Origin of the sequence: Bradyrhizobium sp. B120, from assembly GCF_049075665.1 — a bacterium.
In the GTDB taxonomy this organism is placed as follows: Bacteria; Pseudomonadota; Alphaproteobacteria; order Rhizobiales; family Xanthobacteraceae; genus Bradyrhizobium.
On record NZ_CP185242.1, the window covers coordinates 2130065 to 2146958 of the forward strand.

The following is a 16894-nucleotide window of genomic DNA, read 5'->3' on the forward strand; positions in this document are numbered from 1 at the left end:
ATTTGGTCGCGATGGATCGTGCCACCCGCACCTGCTCCTCCGCCTGCTGCGCAGGATCGAGGTAAGCCATCACTGTAGTGCTCGTCATGAGCTGCTCTCCACCGCTGCGATCATTTTTGTCTCATCGGCAGTTGTTGCCATCGCAAGGACGTGGCTGGAGCGCATGCTCGCTCGTGAGCCGCCCATGCTTGTCGCCGTCGCTCTTACCAACAAGATGGCTCCTACCGTTTTGGCTTTGACGGTCAACGGTGGGTCTACAAAGCTCCGATCGCAGCGGCTTAATTGCTTAGTCCGTCCGACCAGAGGTCGTCGAGGAGGTAGGAAGGTCAAAACGGAAGGTACGGCGCAACAGTCGATGAGACGGGGTCAGGAAAACCAGTACCATGCCCAGGTGCTTCCAAGTACGCCGCTGTGATTTGGACCTGATCCGCGAACTCCCATACGGGACCGCGACATATGACGATCCCCATAAAGGCTGGACAGATGTCAGCACCCGACTACGCGCAATACCTAATAGGAAAATTCTTCTTGCATCGATCGGGGCGTCCAGAGATGGGCGTGTGGGCAACGCGGTAGAGACTGGGCAAGACCTCGGCGCCCGATGGTGTGCGATTCTTCGCACGACGATTCGTGCATTCAAACGCGGTTCATGCCGCGAGCAGACCAACTTCCTGCCACCGCGTATCGAGGACTATGTCAACGCGACTAACCCGGTGCGGGCAATCGACGCCTACATCGCCAACCTTGATCTGGTTACACTTGGTTTTCGCCACGCCGAACGCTCACAGCGGAGCGGGACAGCCGCCATATGATCCGGCAGATCTGCTAAAGCTCCATCTCTTATCGATCAGATCCGCTCCTCACGTCGCCCTCGAGCGGGAGGGGGGCGCAATCTGAAACTGATGTTGAAGGGCTTGCGACGGATACGAGCTCGTAAGGCCGGCCGCGGATATCGTCGATGATGCGATCGGGGTTGCAGCCGCCGGCCGGTGACGCGCGTCAGGACCTCGCGCGTCACCGGCTCGGGGTAATTGAACGGCTCACATGCCGGTTACGCTCAGACGTTTACCAACGGGACGACGTAAATGTCGCCCCGCTCGCCTGATGGTCCCAAATGGGCTGCGTAGGGCACGCGATAGATCATGATGATAGTCTGGGGCCGGTCCGCGCTCGGCAGCACGCCATACCGATGCATTCCGCGCATGAGGTGTTCCGGTGCCTGTTGCCCGCGGTGTTGCCAGCCCTGAGGGACATATTCTCCTAATTCTGGCGGACCCGACATATACGGTGTTGCACCGAAGATCGCTGCCCCGAGGCTTTGCGCAAATGGTGGTGGGTCGCTTTCCGCTGGCGGATAGGCCGGTCCCGGCGGGAAGTTCGCCGTACTCCCGCTATCGGCGGGAGACTGGCCCGCTTGATTCCCTTCATCCCAAGACGGCGGCGGGAACTCTTGCTCCCAGTTTGGGTCCGGCGTCGGCAACTCTCGCACCCAGGTCGAGCCCGACGACGCCGGGTCGACAAATTGTGTTGAGGGCCCCGGTCGATCCGCCGCAACCGCCACTTGCCCACTGCTCAGACGTATTTGAAGCTGCTCCCGATTGGCGACGAGGTCGTAGAGGGAAAGTTGGGCTGGCCGCCGGCCTCGCGCTAATCCTTGAACCAGCGCCCGCGTGCCATCCACGACAAAGACGCCGCAATCAAAGCCGTTCTCCTGTTCGCGCATGCCGCCATTTCGGAAAGCGGCTCCCAACCGGCGTGCGAGCTGTCGTGCATGTCCGGCATTGAATCCGGGGCGGGAGTCGTAATGATAGGCAACCGGATCGTGGCGATGGGTGCGATCCACCAGCAGAAACGACCAATGGGAGCCGCGGCGATTGGGGTCCGTAGTGCTCGCATTATTCACCGGCAAGAACAGGTAGTCGGCCGTATCGATGCCATTCCGATCGTTGACAATGGTATGGAATGCGTTCAGGGCGACGTCGTCCGAACCCTGGCCCACCTGAAAGGCCATGAGAGGATCGGCCAATCCGGTCCGGGCGGCGAGGTTTGGATTGCTTTGCCACAACTCCTGCAACAGGAGCTCGTAGTCCCGCTGGATATGATCGTCACCCAGCCAATCCGTTGCACCAAGCAATAATCCGCTGCGGCCTTGGGGAGAGGCACCAACCTGATGCTCCTCCGGTGAGGACGATAGATCAACCGGCGAGACAACGTCAGACCGCCTCTGCGGCGAAATATTTGCCACCCCCTTTAACGTGCGGAGTTGGTTCAACGCTGTAACGACGTGGAGACCAACCGCACTGGCCTCTTGATCTAAGGCCGACTCGTGGAGCCGAGCGGAAAATGGTGGCCGACCGCTTGCAACGGACGCGCGAGAGAGGCGTCGAAGCGCGCTTGCATATTGTCCGGCGGAGACTTTCGTCACCCCCTCGCGAATAATTTGGTGTTTGAACCATTCGATAAGCTCCGCGTCCTCGGGATTGATGCCCGTAGGACGTTTCCCGTGCCCTCCAGACGCTTTCCGGGTCCGGGCGGCGAGGTTTGGATTGCTTTGTCGCAACTCCTGCAACAGGAGCTCGTAGTCCCCCTGGATATGATCGTCACGCTGCCACAGCCACTGCGTTGCACCAAGCGATTCGTTCTCCTTCACCACCCCCTTTAACCTGCGGAGTTGGTTCAACGCTGCAACGACGTGGAGACCAACCGCACTGGCCTCTTTATCTAAGGCCGACTCGTGGAGCCGAGCGGAAAATGGTGGCCGACCGCTTGCAACGGACGCGCGAGAGAGGCTTCGAAGCGCGCTTGCATATTGTTCGGCGGAGCCTTGCGTCATCCCGTCGCGAATAATTTGGAGTTTGAACCATTCGATAAGCTCCGCGTCCTCGGGATTGATGCCCGTACGACGTTTCCCGCGCCCCCCAAACGCTTTACCGAGCTCTGATTTAACGCGCGAAAATAGTCCACGGCTTTTGCCGCGCTCTGTCCCCGCCGCAGGCTGCGCTCCCGTGGCGCTGTGTGGCGCGCACTGCCGAACCGGTTATCCGGCAGATTGGATTGCGGTGGCAGCCGCATTGACCTCCCGACATCAGAGCGCCTTCCACGCACCTCTGCGAACTGAGTCTCGGGCGAACTCGCCTCAGTGGAGCTGAGGTGTAGTCGGGTCAGCCGCCGCTCAACGCTCGCATGATCCGCAGGAATGTTGTCCGATTGTTGCATCTGCCACTGCTGCTGCTGCTCTCGCATAGCAGCGTACTGGTCATAATTGTGCATCCAACCGCCCGTATCAAACAATCCGTTATAGTTCGTCTCCAAACCATTTCTCCCTAGCTAGATGAGATAGATCTTCACCAGCGCGCTGGCCGCACGGCCCAGCAGCCGGTGCGCGCACCAAAAGCGTAGCCAAGCGACCGCCCCACCCACCAAAGAGACCCCGAGTCGGTGGAGCCATCCGAGCGGACCGGTGCTGCATTCGGCGGCGCCTATTCCTCTACTGCGTAGGACAGATAAAAGTTCACGGCGTCCAGAGCCAATAGATTTTCATTATGAGGCGGTACTCACGACCTATGACCGCTAAGAGAGACTGTCTGGAGCTATGCGGGATTTTGGGGTGCGCCCCGAAGGCGCGTATCAACAGTGGAGGAAGATTCCACCCAGAGAGTTGTCGATTGATCTGGTAGCTGACGAGCGGTTCGGAGGGCAACTGACGGATCGGAGCCTCGTGACAAAGGTCGTCTTTGGACATTTCTTGCTGCGTGGCTTTGACAAGGTACGCGGTGAGTGGAGCCTGATGTTGCTGAGCTATAACTTCACCCGGGTACTAAGCATATTCGGCATTCAGAGGTTCGTCGCAGGCCTGGCCAGCTAGTAGCGAGGCCGGCGCGATTCCAGATCAAGAGAACGCAACTGCGGTAGACTCGTAGAAGCACAAGCTGCCCGGCACGGACTGCTCTGGCTGCCCCGACTTCGACTGATCCTGTCAGGCTTTGCGAGGCGTTCGCGCCCAGTCTCGTCAGCATTGTCCGCAGCCTCACCCCCTGTGTTTGCGCAGTCTTCCATTTGGTCGGGCGTTAGGTCCATATGCAATCGCTATGCTTCCATCTCCAGACGGTATTTCCAACCCAACGTGCCGCGGGCTAGAACGCTCTAGGAGTTAATCGTTGGCGGCGGCATGCTAGGCGGCAGAACGCTTCATCCGAATACTTACGCCGCGCCCAGCGGTGTCAGATTCGGTAGCCAAATGGTCCGCAGGCAGTCGAACTCTCCGGTGAAAGCCTCGCTGTGGCCTGGCAGATGGCACGGGTATGCAGCGGTGTAAGGAGAATTCGTTGTTATGTCTCATTTAGTCCCATTTGCTACGCCGGAAAGCCGTCTCCGTCTCCTGCGACTTCTGACCGAGGTGGCGTTTCTGGCTTGTGTCACAAATGACGTGCAGCGGGCGCGGCGGATTGCCAAGGGAGTCGATGTGGTTGCCCCCGGCGGTCGGGAGGCTGTCATTGCTTCTGTGCTCGTTGATCTGACGGCGAACGACGTTGAGGCGGCGTTGGCGCGCCTCGATCCTCTTGCCTGCGCGAATGATCCCTACGGAATGGCATTTCAAGCGCTGGCTCTTGGGGCTGCTGGACGCATAAGCGAGCGGGACGCCGTGCTTCGGCGTCTTCCTCGCGAGGATCTGGCGCTAGATGGACTTATTGCGGTGTTAGGTAATGCAGAGAAAGTACATACAGGAGGAGCGCCTAATGAGTGGTGTTGATGGGATCGTGGCGCTACTTGAGGCGGCGTCGCCAGCCCCGGAGAGGCCGGTAGGAGCAAGGGCGTCGAGTGACTCGGTCGAAGCCTTTCGTGCAGCGCTCGATCAGCCGGTGCTATCGTCACCGAATAACGAACTCGCGGTGTTCACCGACCGTGCTCCAACTGAGGAGGGGCTGATTGGTCATGTCCGGTTATCTGACGATATCCTCAGTGGGATGGAGAAACTGAGCGCCTCTTTCGGCGATGCTGCGAAGGTTACGGCCGGGGTCGCGGAAGGCTATGGCGCCGGGGAGTTCCGTCCGACTGAATGGCTGAACGCGCAATTCGCGCTATCAACCCTGACGCTGCAATACGATATCGCGTCGAAGGTGGTTGGGAAGGCCGTGCAAAGCCTCGATACTTTCCTAAAGAGTCAGTGAACAACCGTTATGCGAGTGTGGTGTTAGTGTTGATGCGCGCGATGATTCTTTTTGCGACGTTCGCGTTGGCCGGGTGCGGGGCAAAGATCGAACTTTATCGCAATCTTCCCGCGCGTGACGCCAACGAAATGCTCGCGTTGCTCATGCGGCACGGCATTGATGCCGAGCGGGTGGCGGAGCATAGCGGTGCTGCCGCGCTAGTTGTTTCGACGAAGGACGTGCCGCGTGCCATGAGTGTACTCGGCGGCGCTGGACTGCCTCGTGATCGGCTTTCCGACTTAGGCACTCTCTTTAAGAAAGAGGGGATGTTGTCATCGCCAACGGAGGAGCGTGTGCGCTTTATCCATGGCACCACGCAGGAATTGTCGGAGACGCTCTCCAGGATCGACGGTGTGCTCAGTGCCCGCGTCCATGCGGTCTTGCCCGAAAATACGATCGACGATCGCGTTCCACCTTCCCCCTCAACTGCTGCTGTGTTGGTCCGCTACAAGGCTGGCACTGCCGTTGATCAGATCGTACCGAAGATCAAGGAGTTGGTCGCAAATAGCTTGAAGGGCGTGTCTTACGATGGGGTCTCGGTTACGCTCGTCGAGGCAACTCAAAACGATAACAGCGAGCGGCCGCTCGATGCGCCTCCGGTCGCCGCCGAGACCAGCGCTCCGCCTTATCTCCTGGCGGGACTCGTCGCTGCAATAGCGATATCGCTGATTGGCAATGCAGCTCTGGCCTTCCTCGTGTGGTGGAAGCGAGTTAGCCGCACGGCGAATCGTGCGGCGCCATAGTCGACGCAAGAGAGCAATCCCGCGATGATCGCGACAGGATCGGCAGCAATTCCGGATGACTGGCTTCATAGGCCGTGGGCGGGAGCGATGATGCGCTGCATCGCCGATCCGGCCGCCGACTTCGATGATGGTGTGGCGAAAGAATGGCCGGAATGGGTGCCGCGGGAGCCCGCGCGGGCAGATCCGTTCATCCGTATGAGGCTTGGAGGTCGACTGCTTCGCGATCAAAGTAGGGGGGCGTCTGCCATCATCTCCGCTGGCCACGCGCCGCGGACCCGGCTCGCGTTTTTGCCGGCGTCGGACGCCGTGCGCCTCATGAGCCTCGCCGCGGCTTGGACTGGGGTGCCCAGTCTTGTTGGTCACCTTCGCAACGCCGACATTGTTGCAGCACGTTCCGTCCTCGGAGAAGACGCCTTCGCCTTCGCTTTCCATGCCGCGCTGCTGCCGCGACCGACCGCCGGACTGATGTCGGCTATCGGTGCTTCAAAGCTCCCGACCGAGCCTGCCAAATTGCTCCACTGCGGAGCGACGATGTTCGGCCTCGCGATGGGGTGCATCCCAGACGCACTGCAGGTACGACTGCGATTACGCAGCCCTGCGTTGATCTGGATGGTTGCTGCTAACGCCTGTCGTAACGACAGTGCTGGAGAGGATGCCTTTCATGCGATACGGCGGTTGATCCGCAAAAGGATGACCCTATGGTCGCATTGGTTCGATTGACTTCCGAGACGGTGAGCGTTCTCGGGCCAGGGCAAATCCTGCCGGCGGCAAGCACGCAGGCACTGCTCCAGGCCGAGCAACTCCTTACCCAGGCGCGGCGCGATGCGGACGCGCTCATTGACGAAGCGCGCGCGTCCGCGAGCAGGATCGAAGCCGCCGCCAGAGAGGCTGGCCTGAAAGAAGCGCAAGTGACAATTCAACAGCGCTTGACCGCAATCGCCGCAGAGTCGCTGCGGGTCATGGAGCAAAACAAGGAAAGGATTGTGGACCTGGGCCTGCAGATCGCGCGCCGGATTATCGACACAATAGCGCCGGATGAGACCACAGTGCAGATAGCGTTGCGAGGCCTGCGGGTCGTGAGCCCCAGCCCTGTCGTTCGACTGCGAGTAGCGCCGTCGCTTGTCGAGACGGTTCGCGGGCGGGTGGATGAGATAGTCCCGGCTGCCACATCGCGCGCAGTCGTCGAGGTGATTTCTGATCCGCGGATCAATGATGCCGGGTGTATTCTCGAGACCGAGGCTGGGCTGGTCAACGCGACGATCGAAAGCCAACTAAGTTTGATCGAAAGCGGCCTTCGCAAAACCCTGGAGGCCTCAAAGTGATGTCGGAGCCAGCCGAGCCGTCAAAGGAAGTGGTTCCCGTTGGTTGTTTCCATGAAAGCATCGACCGGTTCTTCCGGCGCGCGAGCAGGGCGGTTGAGCAAACGCCGACGATGAATGTCCGTGGCCGGGTCCTTCAAGTCGTTGGATCAATCATCCGTGCGACGGCGCCTGGCGTGCGTATCGGGGATTTGTGCGCACTCCGCGATCCCAAAAGCGACCGTGAACTCTCTGCCGAGGTCGTAGGTGTTCAGCGCGACGTTGCCGTTCTGACGCCGCTCGGGGAAATGTGCGGACTTTCTACCCTCACGGAGGTGATTCCGACGAGAGAGCCTCTGCTGGTGCCGGCCGGCTGGAACTTGCTCGGTCGAGTACTTGATGGCCTTGGCCGTCCTCTCGACGCAACCACTCACGGACCCATGGTTACGGAAACCCGCGTGCCGGTTCATAGCAGCGCTCCGAATCCGTTGACCCGGCGAAGCATAGGCCGGGTTCTTCCGGTCGGCGTACGCGCGATCGATGCTCTGCTGGCGTGCGGGGAGGGGCAGCGCGTGGGCATCTTTGCCGCGGCAGGTGCTGGTAAGAGCACGCTGCTGTCGATGCTCGTGCAGGGCGCACAGGTCGACGTCGTAGTGATAGCGCTGATCGGCGAGCGCGGACGCGAGGTGAAAGAGTTCATCAAACACCTAGGCTCGAGATCACGAGCCAAAGCGGTTTTTGTCGTGGCGACGTCCGACCGACCTGCCATGGAGCGCGCGAAGGCGGCCTATGTGGCCACGGCAATAGCTGAATGGTTCCGCGATCAAGGCAAACGCGTCCTGCTTCTCATGGATTCGGTAACGCGTTTTGCGCGGGCGCACAGGGAGATCGGCCTCGCGGCGGGTGAGCCGCCCACCCGGCATGGTTTCCCGCCATCAGTGTTCGCGACACTGCCGCAACTGTTGGAACGTGCGGGCAACAATGATCGTGGATCGATCACGGCGTTCTTTACCGTGCTCGTCGAGGGAGATGACATGACCGAACCCGTCGCGGACGAAACTCGTTCGATCCTTGATGGTCACATTGTGCTCTCGCGTGCTTTAGCGATGTCGAACCACTATCCGCCCATCGACATTCTTGCGAGCGTCAGCCGCGTCATGAGCATGATCGTGACTCCGCAGCATGAAAGCATGGCGCGGAGACTCCGGGAGCTGATGGCGAAATACCAAGAGGTCGAACTTTTGATTCGCGTGGGTGAATACAAGAAAGGAACCGACGCACTCGCGGATGAGGCGATCGCTAGAAGGGGCGATATACAGAGTTTCCTGCGACAGTCGGCAAGTGAGCAGATCGGCTTCGAGGCAACGCTTCAGGAGCTTGAAGCATGCCTGGGATGATCTCAGGCGCCGCACCGCGTCTCCTCGAGCTGCGGAAACTTCGGTATCATCGTCAGCAAGATGTTCTCCGAGCGCGACAGCGTGCGCTTGAGGACGCTGTCGCCGCTGTGGATGCCGCCGTCAACAATCACCGCACGTGGCGGCAAGAGCGTCTTCGGCTTGAAGCCGCTCTGTACGATTCCGTGATCGGAGAAACTGTCGCGATCGGCGCTCTTGTAAGTCTGAAGGCGAAGATGATCTCGCTGCACAATCGCGATCAGCTGCTCGAAAAGGACCTTGAGCAGGCAGTCGCGCAAGCCGATCAGGCCCGGCGGGCGCGCGACGAGGCGTGCAACATCGTACGTCAAACAGGCAAGCAATTCGATAAGTGCGAACATTTAGTGCGCGCCTTGCACGACGCTTCGATGAAGAGGCCGGAGGAGGTTGCCGAAAACAGGCTGGGTGTGAACACGTCGCGAGCCGGGCCGGCTTTGGAGTTCGCAGAACTGCACGGACGCGAAGGCTAAGGGAGGAGATTAGGGCAGCGTCGGTTGGACGTCGGATAAGGCGAGTCTAACGGCCGCTGTCATCTATGCATCCAACCCCGCGGTCTATGTCGATGCCGATCGTGCGATTTGCTCCGATGGTGACGCGCTCGATGCCGGTCGTCCCACTTGACGTCCAAATCCGAATGCATCGCGGATATCAGGTGTGCACGGATAGCGGCAATGTTGCGTCTCGACCCGTCGAGTGTAAGACAATTGCGTGTGCCGACCGCCTAGGCTGAAACCGCGAGACCGCATCTCGCAATCGAGAAGGCATGACAGTGACTGTTGCATCCGGTCCGAGGTGGGTGGCTTCGGACATAGCTAATAGGAAATCGGTCAAATTTCGTATCATGGAGGGTCTTGGTGGAGGCTTGCCGGCAGTCTACCTCAGGGTCGAGGCGAGCGCTCATCAGCAGCGAGTCGCGCCTTTGGCCATGGGCGGCATTTCACAGGGTAAGCCGCGCAGGTTGATCAGATGAAGTCGCTCGAAAAACTCCTGACTATCGCGACCGGCCGCAATGACATTGTTCTGGTGATGTTGCTGATCATGATCGTTTTCATGATGATTATTCCACTTCCATCAGTTCTTATGGATGTGCTGCAAGCAGTCAACCTGGGAATCGCAGCGCTCCTGCTTATGGTGGCAGTCTACATCAAATCGCCGCTCGCATTCGTCTCATTTCCATCGGTGCTTTTGCTGGCAACGCTGTTTCGGTTGGCGCTTGGCATTGCGGCAACTCGCACCATCTTGCTTCATGCGGACGCAGGCCAGATCGTCAGGACCTTCGGTAACTTTGTCGTAGCCGGCAATCTCGTCGTGGGCGCGGTCACCTTCTTGATCATGACAATTGTACAATTTGTCGTCATCACCAAAGGATCAGAGCGCGTTGCCGAGGTCGCTGCACGTTTTTCTCTGGATTCCATGCCGGGAAAGCAAATGAGCGTCGATGGCGACTTGCGGGCAGGCAGCATCGACATGCGAGAGGCTCGTAGGCGTCGTCTTGCCATCGAGCGCGAGAGTCAGTTGTACGGTGCTCTGGACGGCGCCATGAAGTTCCTCAAAGGGGACGCGATCGCGAGCTTAATCAGTATTGTCGTGAACATCATAGGCGGGATCACGATTGGCTCACTCCAAAGGGGAATGGGATTCTCGGAGGCGCTTGAGGTCTATGCGATCCTGACCATTGGCGATGGTCTTGTCAGCCAGATTCCGGCGCTGTTCACCTCGATCACCGCGGGTTTTATCGTCACGCGAGTGAGCTCCGAAGACAACAGCGCAGACCTCGGCAATACGATCGGTAACGAACTGAGTGCGCAACCACGCGCGCTCATTGTTGGCGCATTCATGCTCGCCTTGTTCTCCTTGGTGCCCGGCTTTCCAACGGTAATCTTTATAGTTTTGGCGGTTGCCGTCGGTGGGGCCGGGTGGCTGCTGCAGCGCCGTGGGCAGCTGTCGCGCACGGACTCGCATAGCCACCCACTCAGCGGCGGAGCTTACTCGACGAGTTCGACTGAAGCATCGGAGGGAAACAACGCAGGCAGTAATGACATCGTGCTTACTGTACCACTGATGATCGACATTGACCGCGATATCGAGGCGATGATTCAGCTGGACGTGCTCGATAAAACGTTGGCGACTATGCGGGAGACGCTGATGCTCGATCTTGGCGTTCCGGTTCCAGTGATCAATGTTCGGGTGAACGACAATTCAAATATGGGCGAGTATACTATTAGGCTAAATGAAGTTCCATACGGTGCAGGACGATTACGGTCTCAACATATCCTGGTGCGTGACACTCCCGAAGACCTCGACATGGTGGACATTCCATACGTCACGGGAGAGTCCTTCTTGCCTCGAATCGAGACCGTCTGGGTCGATGTCGTGCATCTGGAGTCGCTGCGAGCTGCAGGCATCCCATATCTGGAACCAGATCAGATCCTTTCCTACCATGTTGGTCAAATCGTGCGACGGCACGCCGATGAGTTCATCGGTATCCAGGAAACGAAAGCGCTTTTGCAGCAGATGGAGGGATCCTTTCCGGAACTCGTGAAGGAGGCGTCGCGCTTGATCCCTCTGCAGAAGATCGCGGAGGTGCTTAAGCGGCTCGTTTCTGAGGAGGTTTCACTGCGAAACATGCGTGCCATCCTCAACACATTGGTCCAATGGGGACAAAGCGAGAAGGACACGATCCTACTAACCGAGTATGTGCGTGGCGCGCTCAAGAGGCAGATCTGCTTTCAGCATTGTGCCGGTACGAATCTGTTGCCCGCCTACATTTTGACGCCAGACGTGGAAGACACAGTGCGCAAGGCAATTCGGCAGACGTCTGGCGGAAGCTATCTCGCTCTCGATCCGCGTACCGCACGGCAGATCGTTGACGAGATAAAATATGCAGTCGGTAGCCTTGAAGCCTTGCCGTACAAGCCCGTGCTACTTACCGCGATCGACATCCGCCGATATTTGCGCAAGATTATCGAGGTCGATTTGTATGAGATCCCCGTGCTCTCCTATCAGGAGCTTACTCCTGACATCTCCGTGCAGCCCCTGGCACGAATTGCGCTGCAGTGACGAACATGCCAAAGGAAGAAGACGTTCTGACTGGTGATCAGGCCAAGCTGGCCTTACGCGTGTTGTCCGGGGCGAACTTAGGCGCGGAGACATGGCTGGGCGAGGGAACGTGGCTCATCGGTAGCCACGATACGGATGACCTCACCTTCCGCGATCCGGAACTCGTCGGTTCGCATATTCGCGTCGCCATCGAGGCGGGGAAAATCGGGATCACGGCGTTAGCATCGGGCGTGTTTATCGCCGGGAGGGAATGCGCCACAAACAGCCCAACGATCCTCGATCCGTTCACTCCGGTTCGTGTTGGCCGCACGATCTTTAGCCTAAGCCCGGTCGGGTCCGGCTTTCCCGAGGAGGACTCCGTACTTGAGCGCCAAGGGTTGGATGCAAGCAAGCTGCTTCCAGATGCGACAGAGTTATTGGCCTTAGACAGCGGACGAACACGTTTCGCGGTGAGCTCGATACCGCCGCGACTGCGGCTGGGGGAAGTGGTTTGTGGCCTCCTGATCATAATATGTGGCGCTTATGCAGGGATGGAACGGCTTCACTCTTGGGCTCTTTCTGCTGCTCCGGGTACTCACCCGATCGAGACGGAAACGGCTAGTCCTCGCGAGTTGGACATTGCTCCCAATGTCGATATCCCATTGACTGCTGGCAAGTTGGCAAGCGACTTGGAGCCTGCAGAGAATACCAATAAGAGCCTGGTTGGCTGGCAAGACCCCAGGACGGGGGCTGACCTGACAGCAAAGCGAACGGCCGGTGCCACCTTATCTCACGCAAGGCTGATCGACCTCGCAGCTACGATCTTACACGCGTTTGATATCGACGGTAGCGTTCGAGTAGAAGGTGCAGGTGAACTCACAGTGATAGGGTACGGCCGGATCAATGCCAAGGTAGAAGCGGCCCTTCGTCGTCTGCAGCAGGATATCCCGGGCGTGCATAAGACCAATGATCAAGTGGCAACACCGGATCGCGCCCGCGCCTTCCTGCTGGCGACGGCATCCGCCGAACTCCGCCGGTCCATCCGCATCACCGCGAGGCCCGATGTCGTATCCGTTTCTGGAGCGTTGACCTCGGTTACATATGATGAGTGGAAGGACGTTGCCGCTCGGTTCGAGAAAAGATTCAAGCCCTATATCCGGCTGGAGTCGCGGTGCGAGCTGATAGTCTTGCCTTCGGTGAGAGGTGTGCACCTGGGCCGCACGCCTTTCGTCGTCGTCGAAAACGGCGCGCAGTTGAAAGTGGGCGACAGCATCGATCACGTCGGCAAGATTACTGCCATCGACCACGACGGACTCGTCGTACATGTCGGAGAATCGAACGTGCGCATGCCCTATCCAAGCAAGCCAGAGTGGTTGACGGAGGAAGATCAAGGGTGAGTGGGGATTCCATCGTGCTTGAGCTGGAGAAACAGCTGCTAAATGATGCTGATGGCTCTAACAGAGCTGCCATCAGTAGAGATCTCCAGGATTGGAGGCAGTCTCTCAAACGTGACATTGATAGCGGCGTCACAACGCGGCAATTCGAAGCACTGCAGGCGCTGCTTGATGCAATAGATTGCGCGACCGAAGTCGTTGATGCTACATGGATACGGCATCATCGCGAAATAGTTCGCTGAGTGAAATAGTTCGCTGAGTAATGAGAGGTGAAATGGACGTCAGCAGTATAACCAGCTCTATTGGTCGATCCGTAGCCCAATCAGAACGCAATGTGAGAGAACGTATGGTGACCATGAATCCAGACGACACCATGGATCAGCTTCGGTTTCAGCTCTCAATGAGCACGCACACGACACTGCTGAACTTGAATTCCACCATGATCAAGACGCTTCACGAAGCACTCAATGGTATCATCCGGAACATTGCCTGATCTCCATCGGTCGGTTTGATCGTCGGCTGCCGGCAGGATATCCAGGCGGATGAGCAAGTCCGGATATCCTGATCAGGCCTGAATCGACCAAGCGAAATCGACCGCGACTGATGTCACCTAACTTCCTGCAACTTCGTCATCTCCGCTATTTCTTGGGCATCGTGGATGCCGGTAGCTTTACGGGAGCGGCGGGCATGCTGAACGTGGCGCAGCCCGCCCTCAGTCAGCAAATGACTGCCCTTGAAGCCGAGTTTGGCGTCGCACTGCTCCAGCGCGGTGCCCGCGGCATTCGTCCGACCGCCGCGGGCGAAGTCTTCTATCGTGAGGCGGCATCGATCGTTCAGCAGGTGGAACAACTGGGCCGCGTGGTCCGGTCGGTGGCACGAGAACCGGAAGGCCTGGTGAGGCTAGGCATGTCGTCGGGGTTTACGGTGTGCTGGGCTTGCAATTTTATAGAAGCTTGCCGGGTAATCCTACCGAAAGTGCATCTCCGTCTGGTAGCCGGTGACATTCTGCGCATGAGATCGCTTATCGCATCACGCGCGATCGATCTCTGCTTCCTTCTGGAAGATGAGCCTATTCAAGGCCTTACTCGACAGCCGCTGTTTCACCAGCCACTATCGCTCGTTGGACCTCTACTTGTCGACGATGTTGCGCATTCCATTTCGCTCGAGCAGCTGGCTCACGTTCCTCTTGTGCTGCCGACACGACCCAACACAGTTCGCAGCGTGCTGGACCGCGCGTTCCAAGGGGCCGGTTTGAGTCCTAACTGCGTCGCGGAGGTCGATACGTTCGCCAGTGCGCTCTCCCTGGTCAATGCTGGTATTGGCAACGTAATCGTTCCGAAGATCGTCTTCTCGGACATACCGGGACATGGCGATCTGAGGCTGATTGCCATAGACCCGCCGATCCATGTGACAGCATGCCTGATCTCTTCCGGCACCACTCCGCTCGCCTTCGCGGCAAAGGCGGTAGGCGATCTCTTGACAACCCACGTTGAACTTGCGCTTCGGAAAAATGATGGAGAGAAGGAAAGCTCATTGTGATAGCGGGGGCTTCGAGGGACACTGGTATGAACCCCCGCCCCTGCGCGAAGAGACACGCTCGATCCCCATCCGGCAAACGAGCGAGGGAAGCGAGTTCTTCGATCCGCATGACGCCTTGCAAGTCGAGGACGAGGTGTTGCGCCGCGTGTCCGTCCGCAGCGGCCGCTACTTCGGTGGCGATCTCGTCAGATACGAAGGCGATCTGCTCATCGCTCGGCGCGTTGCTATCGCAGCATACCGAGCGCGTGCCGTAAAGTCTAAGCGCCAAGTTGAGCTTTCCATTTCCTACATTTGACGTCGGATTTGAGCGAGCCGCCGCGGACGAAATCTTGAATCGGCAGAATCTGTTGTGATTCGTTGTTGAGTGCCTGATTCGGAAGCGCGGGGGCTGGATGGGTTTGGTGAAGGAACCCGCGGGGGCGCGTGCTCAGCGATTGACGACGGGAAGTTCAAAAGCTCCGGGATGCGAGTTTGAGGATGAGCGGCTTGGTCGCTGGTTCTGCAAATTGCTCGCACAAATCGAGAGCGATATGGGACAAAGCATCCCTCAGGTTTGTCAGGATTGGGCCAATACCAAGGCCGCCTATCGCCTCTTCTTCAACGAACAGGTCAACGAGGCGGATATTCTCTGCGGTCATTTCGAGCCGACGCATGGGCGCGTAACGGCGACGGAGGGACCGATCCTCGTCCTCAATGACACGACCGAATTCAGTTGAAAGAGCGAGAAGCCGGATCCGATTGCCTTTTACGGGCAAGACAGCAGGACGCACGCAGTGCGGCATCTTGATGCGTTCGGGTCTCGCCGCGACGACCGAGGGGCTTCCGCTCGGACTGTCAGCAATCAAGCTCTGGACCCACAAAAGTTCAAGGGACGACCGCGCTGATGCGGATGACCTGCCACCGAACTTTCATCCAGCGGCGGTTAGAGTCTCGGGGTTTTGTACGCCGAGTGGCGCGGGTGGAGCAACGGGCGATCGGCGGAGCTGGTCGGGGTTGCGCAGCCGATCGCCCGTTGCGGTGAATGTGGCGGCGTAGGCCGCGGGGGTCTGGTATTTCAGCGAGGAGTGCGGTCGCTCCCCATTGTAGTCGGCGATCCATGCGGCGACCTTCGATCGGGCATCGTCGAGGTCGAAGAACAGCGTCTCGTTCAAGAATTCATCGCGCATGCGGCCGTTGAAGCTCTCCACAAAGGCATTCTGGATCGGTTTGCCTGGCGCAATGAAGTGCCAGTCGATGCCAGTCTCCTTGCACCAGACCAGCATCGCATTGCAGGTGAACTCGGTGCCGTTGTCGGAGACAATCGAGCCCGGTTTACCGCGCCGCGCGACGATCGTCGTCAGCTCCCGCGCCACCCGTCGCCCCGAGATCGAGGTGTCTGGGATTGCGCCCAGACACTCCTTGGTCACGTCGTCGACGATGTTAAGGACGCGGAAGCGTCGTCCGTTGGCAAACTGGTCATAAACGAAGTCGAGCGACCAGCGCGCGTTCGGCCTCGCTTCCAGAAGGATCGGCACCCGGACGCCAACCGCCTTGCGGCGGGCGCGTCGCTTGCGCACGGCCAGCCCTTCCTCCCGATAAAGCCGGTGGATGCGGTTGATCCCTGACGGCTCGCCCTCCCGCCGTAGCAGGATGAACAGCCGACGGTAGCCGAACCGGCGGCGCTCATTGGCAAGCTCGCGAAGCCGCCCACGAAGCTCCGTGTCCGGACGACGGCGGGAACGGTAGCGGACCGCCTTCCGATCCGCACCGACGATCAAGCAGGCCCGCCGTTCCGAAAGGCCCATGACGGCTTTCAGGTGCGCGACCCCTGCGCGCTTGGCGACGGGCCCTACCATTTTTTTGACAACAGCTCCCGGAGCGCTGCCGCATCGAGCATCTGCTCGGCCAAGAGCTTCTTCAGTTTGGCGTTCTCATCTTCCAGCGCCTTCAGCCGCCTGGCCTCGGAGACGTCCATCCCGCCGTATTTGGACTTCCAATTGTAAAACGTCGCTTCAGAGATCCCGTGCTTCCGCGCAAGATCAGCCGTCTTCGCTCCAGCCTCGTGCTCCTTCAACACCGCAATGATCTGCTCTTCCGTGAACCTTGCTCGCTTCATCTGTCCGTCCTTCGTCAGGCCGGACTCTAACTCCTTCTGGAGGAAATTCTCAGGGGCAGGTCACGGAAGATCAATCCGACAGGGGTGCCGATCGAGAAGAAGGAGAGCATCCGCTGGCTCGAGAATTTACGGCAATCGACCGACGT

General features: G+C 58.9%; 14 protein-coding genes. 12 read left to right on the top strand and 2 right to left on the bottom strand.

Going from position 1 to position 16894, the window contains the following annotated elements; translation table 11 throughout:
• Positions 1-1057 precede the first annotated feature (1057 nt).
• The gene (locus ACOIX3_RS10065) at positions 1058-2650 is read right to left on the bottom strand and encodes a hypothetical protein (protein ID WP_420969588.1); all 1593 of its coding nucleotides are present in this window, start codon (positions 2648-2650) and stop codon (positions 1058-1060) included.
• 2086 nt (positions 2651-4736) lie between these two features.
• On the opposite strand from ACOIX3_RS10065, the gene ACOIX3_RS10070 reads away from it, so the two are divergent.
• The 12 genes from ACOIX3_RS10070 to ACOIX3_RS10125 all read left to right on the top strand — a co-directional run bounded on the left by ACOIX3_RS10070 (position 4737) and on the right by ACOIX3_RS10125 (position 15369).
• The gene (locus ACOIX3_RS10070) at positions 4737-5168 is read left to right on the top strand and encodes an EscI/YscI/HrpB family type III secretion system inner rod protein (protein WP_420969589.1); all 432 of its coding nucleotides are present in this window, start codon (positions 4737-4739) and stop codon (positions 5166-5168) included.
• Complete coding sequence (sctJ, locus tag ACOIX3_RS10075) at positions 5165-5950, top strand: type III secretion system inner membrane ring lipoprotein SctJ (RefSeq protein WP_420969590.1); 786 nt, start codon at positions 5165-5167, stop codon at positions 5948-5950. Before ACOIX3_RS10070 ends, sctJ begins: the two co-directional genes overlap by 4 nt.
• Positions 5951-6037: 87 nt before the next feature.
• Positions 6038-6670 carry a hypothetical protein gene (locus tag ACOIX3_RS10080; protein ID WP_420969591.1) on the top strand — a complete coding sequence of 211 codons (633 nt, stop codon included), beginning with the start codon at positions 6038-6040 and terminating at the stop codon, positions 6668-6670.
• A complete protein-coding gene (locus ACOIX3_RS10085; protein ID WP_420969592.1) occupies positions 6649-7272 on the top strand; it encodes a FliH/SctL family protein in 624 nt (207 codons plus the stop codon). The genes ACOIX3_RS10080 and ACOIX3_RS10085 overlap by 22 nt, the downstream gene beginning before the upstream one ends.
• Entirely contained in the window at positions 7272-8645 is a 1374-nt protein-coding gene (gene sctN / locus ACOIX3_RS10090) for a type III secretion system ATPase SctN (protein ID WP_420969593.1), read from the top strand. The genes ACOIX3_RS10085 and sctN overlap by 1 nt, the downstream gene beginning before the upstream one ends.
• The gene (sctO, locus tag ACOIX3_RS10095) at positions 8633-9151 is read left to right on the top strand and encodes a type III secretion system stalk subunit SctO (protein WP_420969594.1); all 519 of its coding nucleotides are present in this window, start codon (positions 8633-8635) and stop codon (positions 9149-9151) included. Before sctN ends, sctO begins: the two co-directional genes overlap by 13 nt.
• 496 nt (positions 9152-9647) lie before the next feature.
• Positions 9648-11741: a type III secretion system export apparatus subunit SctV gene (sctV, locus tag ACOIX3_RS10100; RefSeq protein WP_420969595.1), complete on the top strand. Its 2094-nt coding sequence runs from the start codon at positions 9648-9650 to the stop codon at positions 11739-11741.
• 5 nt (positions 11742-11746) lie between these two features.
• A complete protein-coding gene (locus tag ACOIX3_RS10105) occupies positions 11747-13117 on the top strand; it encodes an FHA domain-containing protein (RefSeq protein WP_420969596.1) in 1371 nt (456 codons plus the stop codon).
• A 14-nt stretch (positions 13118-13131) separates the two neighbouring features.
• Positions 13132-13356, top strand: coding sequence for an EscE/YscE/SsaE family type III secretion system needle protein co-chaperone (locus ACOIX3_RS10110; RefSeq protein WP_420969597.1), 225 nt, complete (start codon positions 13132-13134; stop codon positions 13354-13356).
• Between the two features lie 32 nt (positions 13357-13388).
• Positions 13389-13607 carry an EscF/YscF/HrpA family type III secretion system needle major subunit gene (locus ACOIX3_RS10115; RefSeq protein WP_420969598.1) on the top strand — a complete coding sequence of 73 codons (219 nt, stop codon included), beginning with the start codon at positions 13389-13391 and terminating at the stop codon, positions 13605-13607.
• 110 nt (positions 13608-13717) lie between these two features.
• Entirely contained in the window at positions 13718-14653 is a 936-nt protein-coding gene (locus tag ACOIX3_RS10120) for a LysR family transcriptional regulator (protein ID WP_420969599.1), read from the top strand.
• A gap of 401 nt (positions 14654-15054) precedes the next feature.
• The gene (locus tag ACOIX3_RS10125) at positions 15055-15369 is read left to right on the top strand and encodes an IS4 family transposase DNA-binding protein (protein WP_420969600.1); all 315 of its coding nucleotides are present in this window, start codon (positions 15055-15057) and stop codon (positions 15367-15369) included.
• A 192-nt stretch (positions 15370-15561) separates the two neighbouring features.
• On the opposite strand, the gene ACOIX3_RS10130 is transcribed toward ACOIX3_RS10125, so the two are convergent.
• Positions 15562-16748, bottom strand: a protein-coding gene (locus tag ACOIX3_RS10130) for an IS3 family transposase (RefSeq protein ID WP_420969330.1) whose coding sequence is annotated in 2 segments (ribosomal slippage) — positions 15562-16496 and positions 16496-16748 — 1188 coding nt in all. Because the reading frame shifts where the segments join, the coding sequence is not laid out codon by codon here.
• Positions 16749-16894: the final 146 nt, after the last annotated feature.

Bases quoted from the DNA above. Each gene is read 5' to 3' on its own strand.
- ACOIX3_RS10085 (WP_420969592.1), top strand. From the start codon at position 6,649: ATGGTCGCATTGGTTCGATTGACTTCCGAGACGGTGAGCGTTCTCGGG.
- ACOIX3_RS10080 (WP_420969591.1), top strand. From the start codon at position 6,038: ATGATGCGCTGCATCGCCGATCCGGCCGCCGACTTCGATGATGGTGTG.
- sctO (WP_420969594.1), top strand. From the start codon at position 8,633: ATGCCTGGGATGATCTCAGGCGCCGCACCGCGTCTCCTCGAGCTGCGG.
- ACOIX3_RS10105 (WP_420969596.1), top strand. From the start codon at position 11,747: ATGCCAAAGGAAGAAGACGTTCTGACTGGTGATCAGGCCAAGCTGGCC.
- sctV (WP_420969595.1), top strand. From the start codon at position 9,648: ATGAAGTCGCTCGAAAAACTCCTGACTATCGCGACCGGCCGCAATGAC.
- ACOIX3_RS10070 (WP_420969589.1), top strand. From the start codon at position 4,737: ATGAGTGGTGTTGATGGGATCGTGGCGCTACTTGAGGCGGCGTCGCCA.
- sctN (WP_420969593.1), top strand. From the start codon at position 7,272: ATGTCGGAGCCAGCCGAGCCGTCAAAGGAAGTGGTTCCCGTTGGTTGT.
- ACOIX3_RS10120 (WP_420969599.1), top strand. From the start codon at position 13,718: ATGTCACCTAACTTCCTGCAACTTCGTCATCTCCGCTATTTCTTGGGC.
- ACOIX3_RS10115 (WP_420969598.1), top strand. From the start codon at position 13,389: ATGGACGTCAGCAGTATAACCAGCTCTATTGGTCGATCCGTAGCCCAA.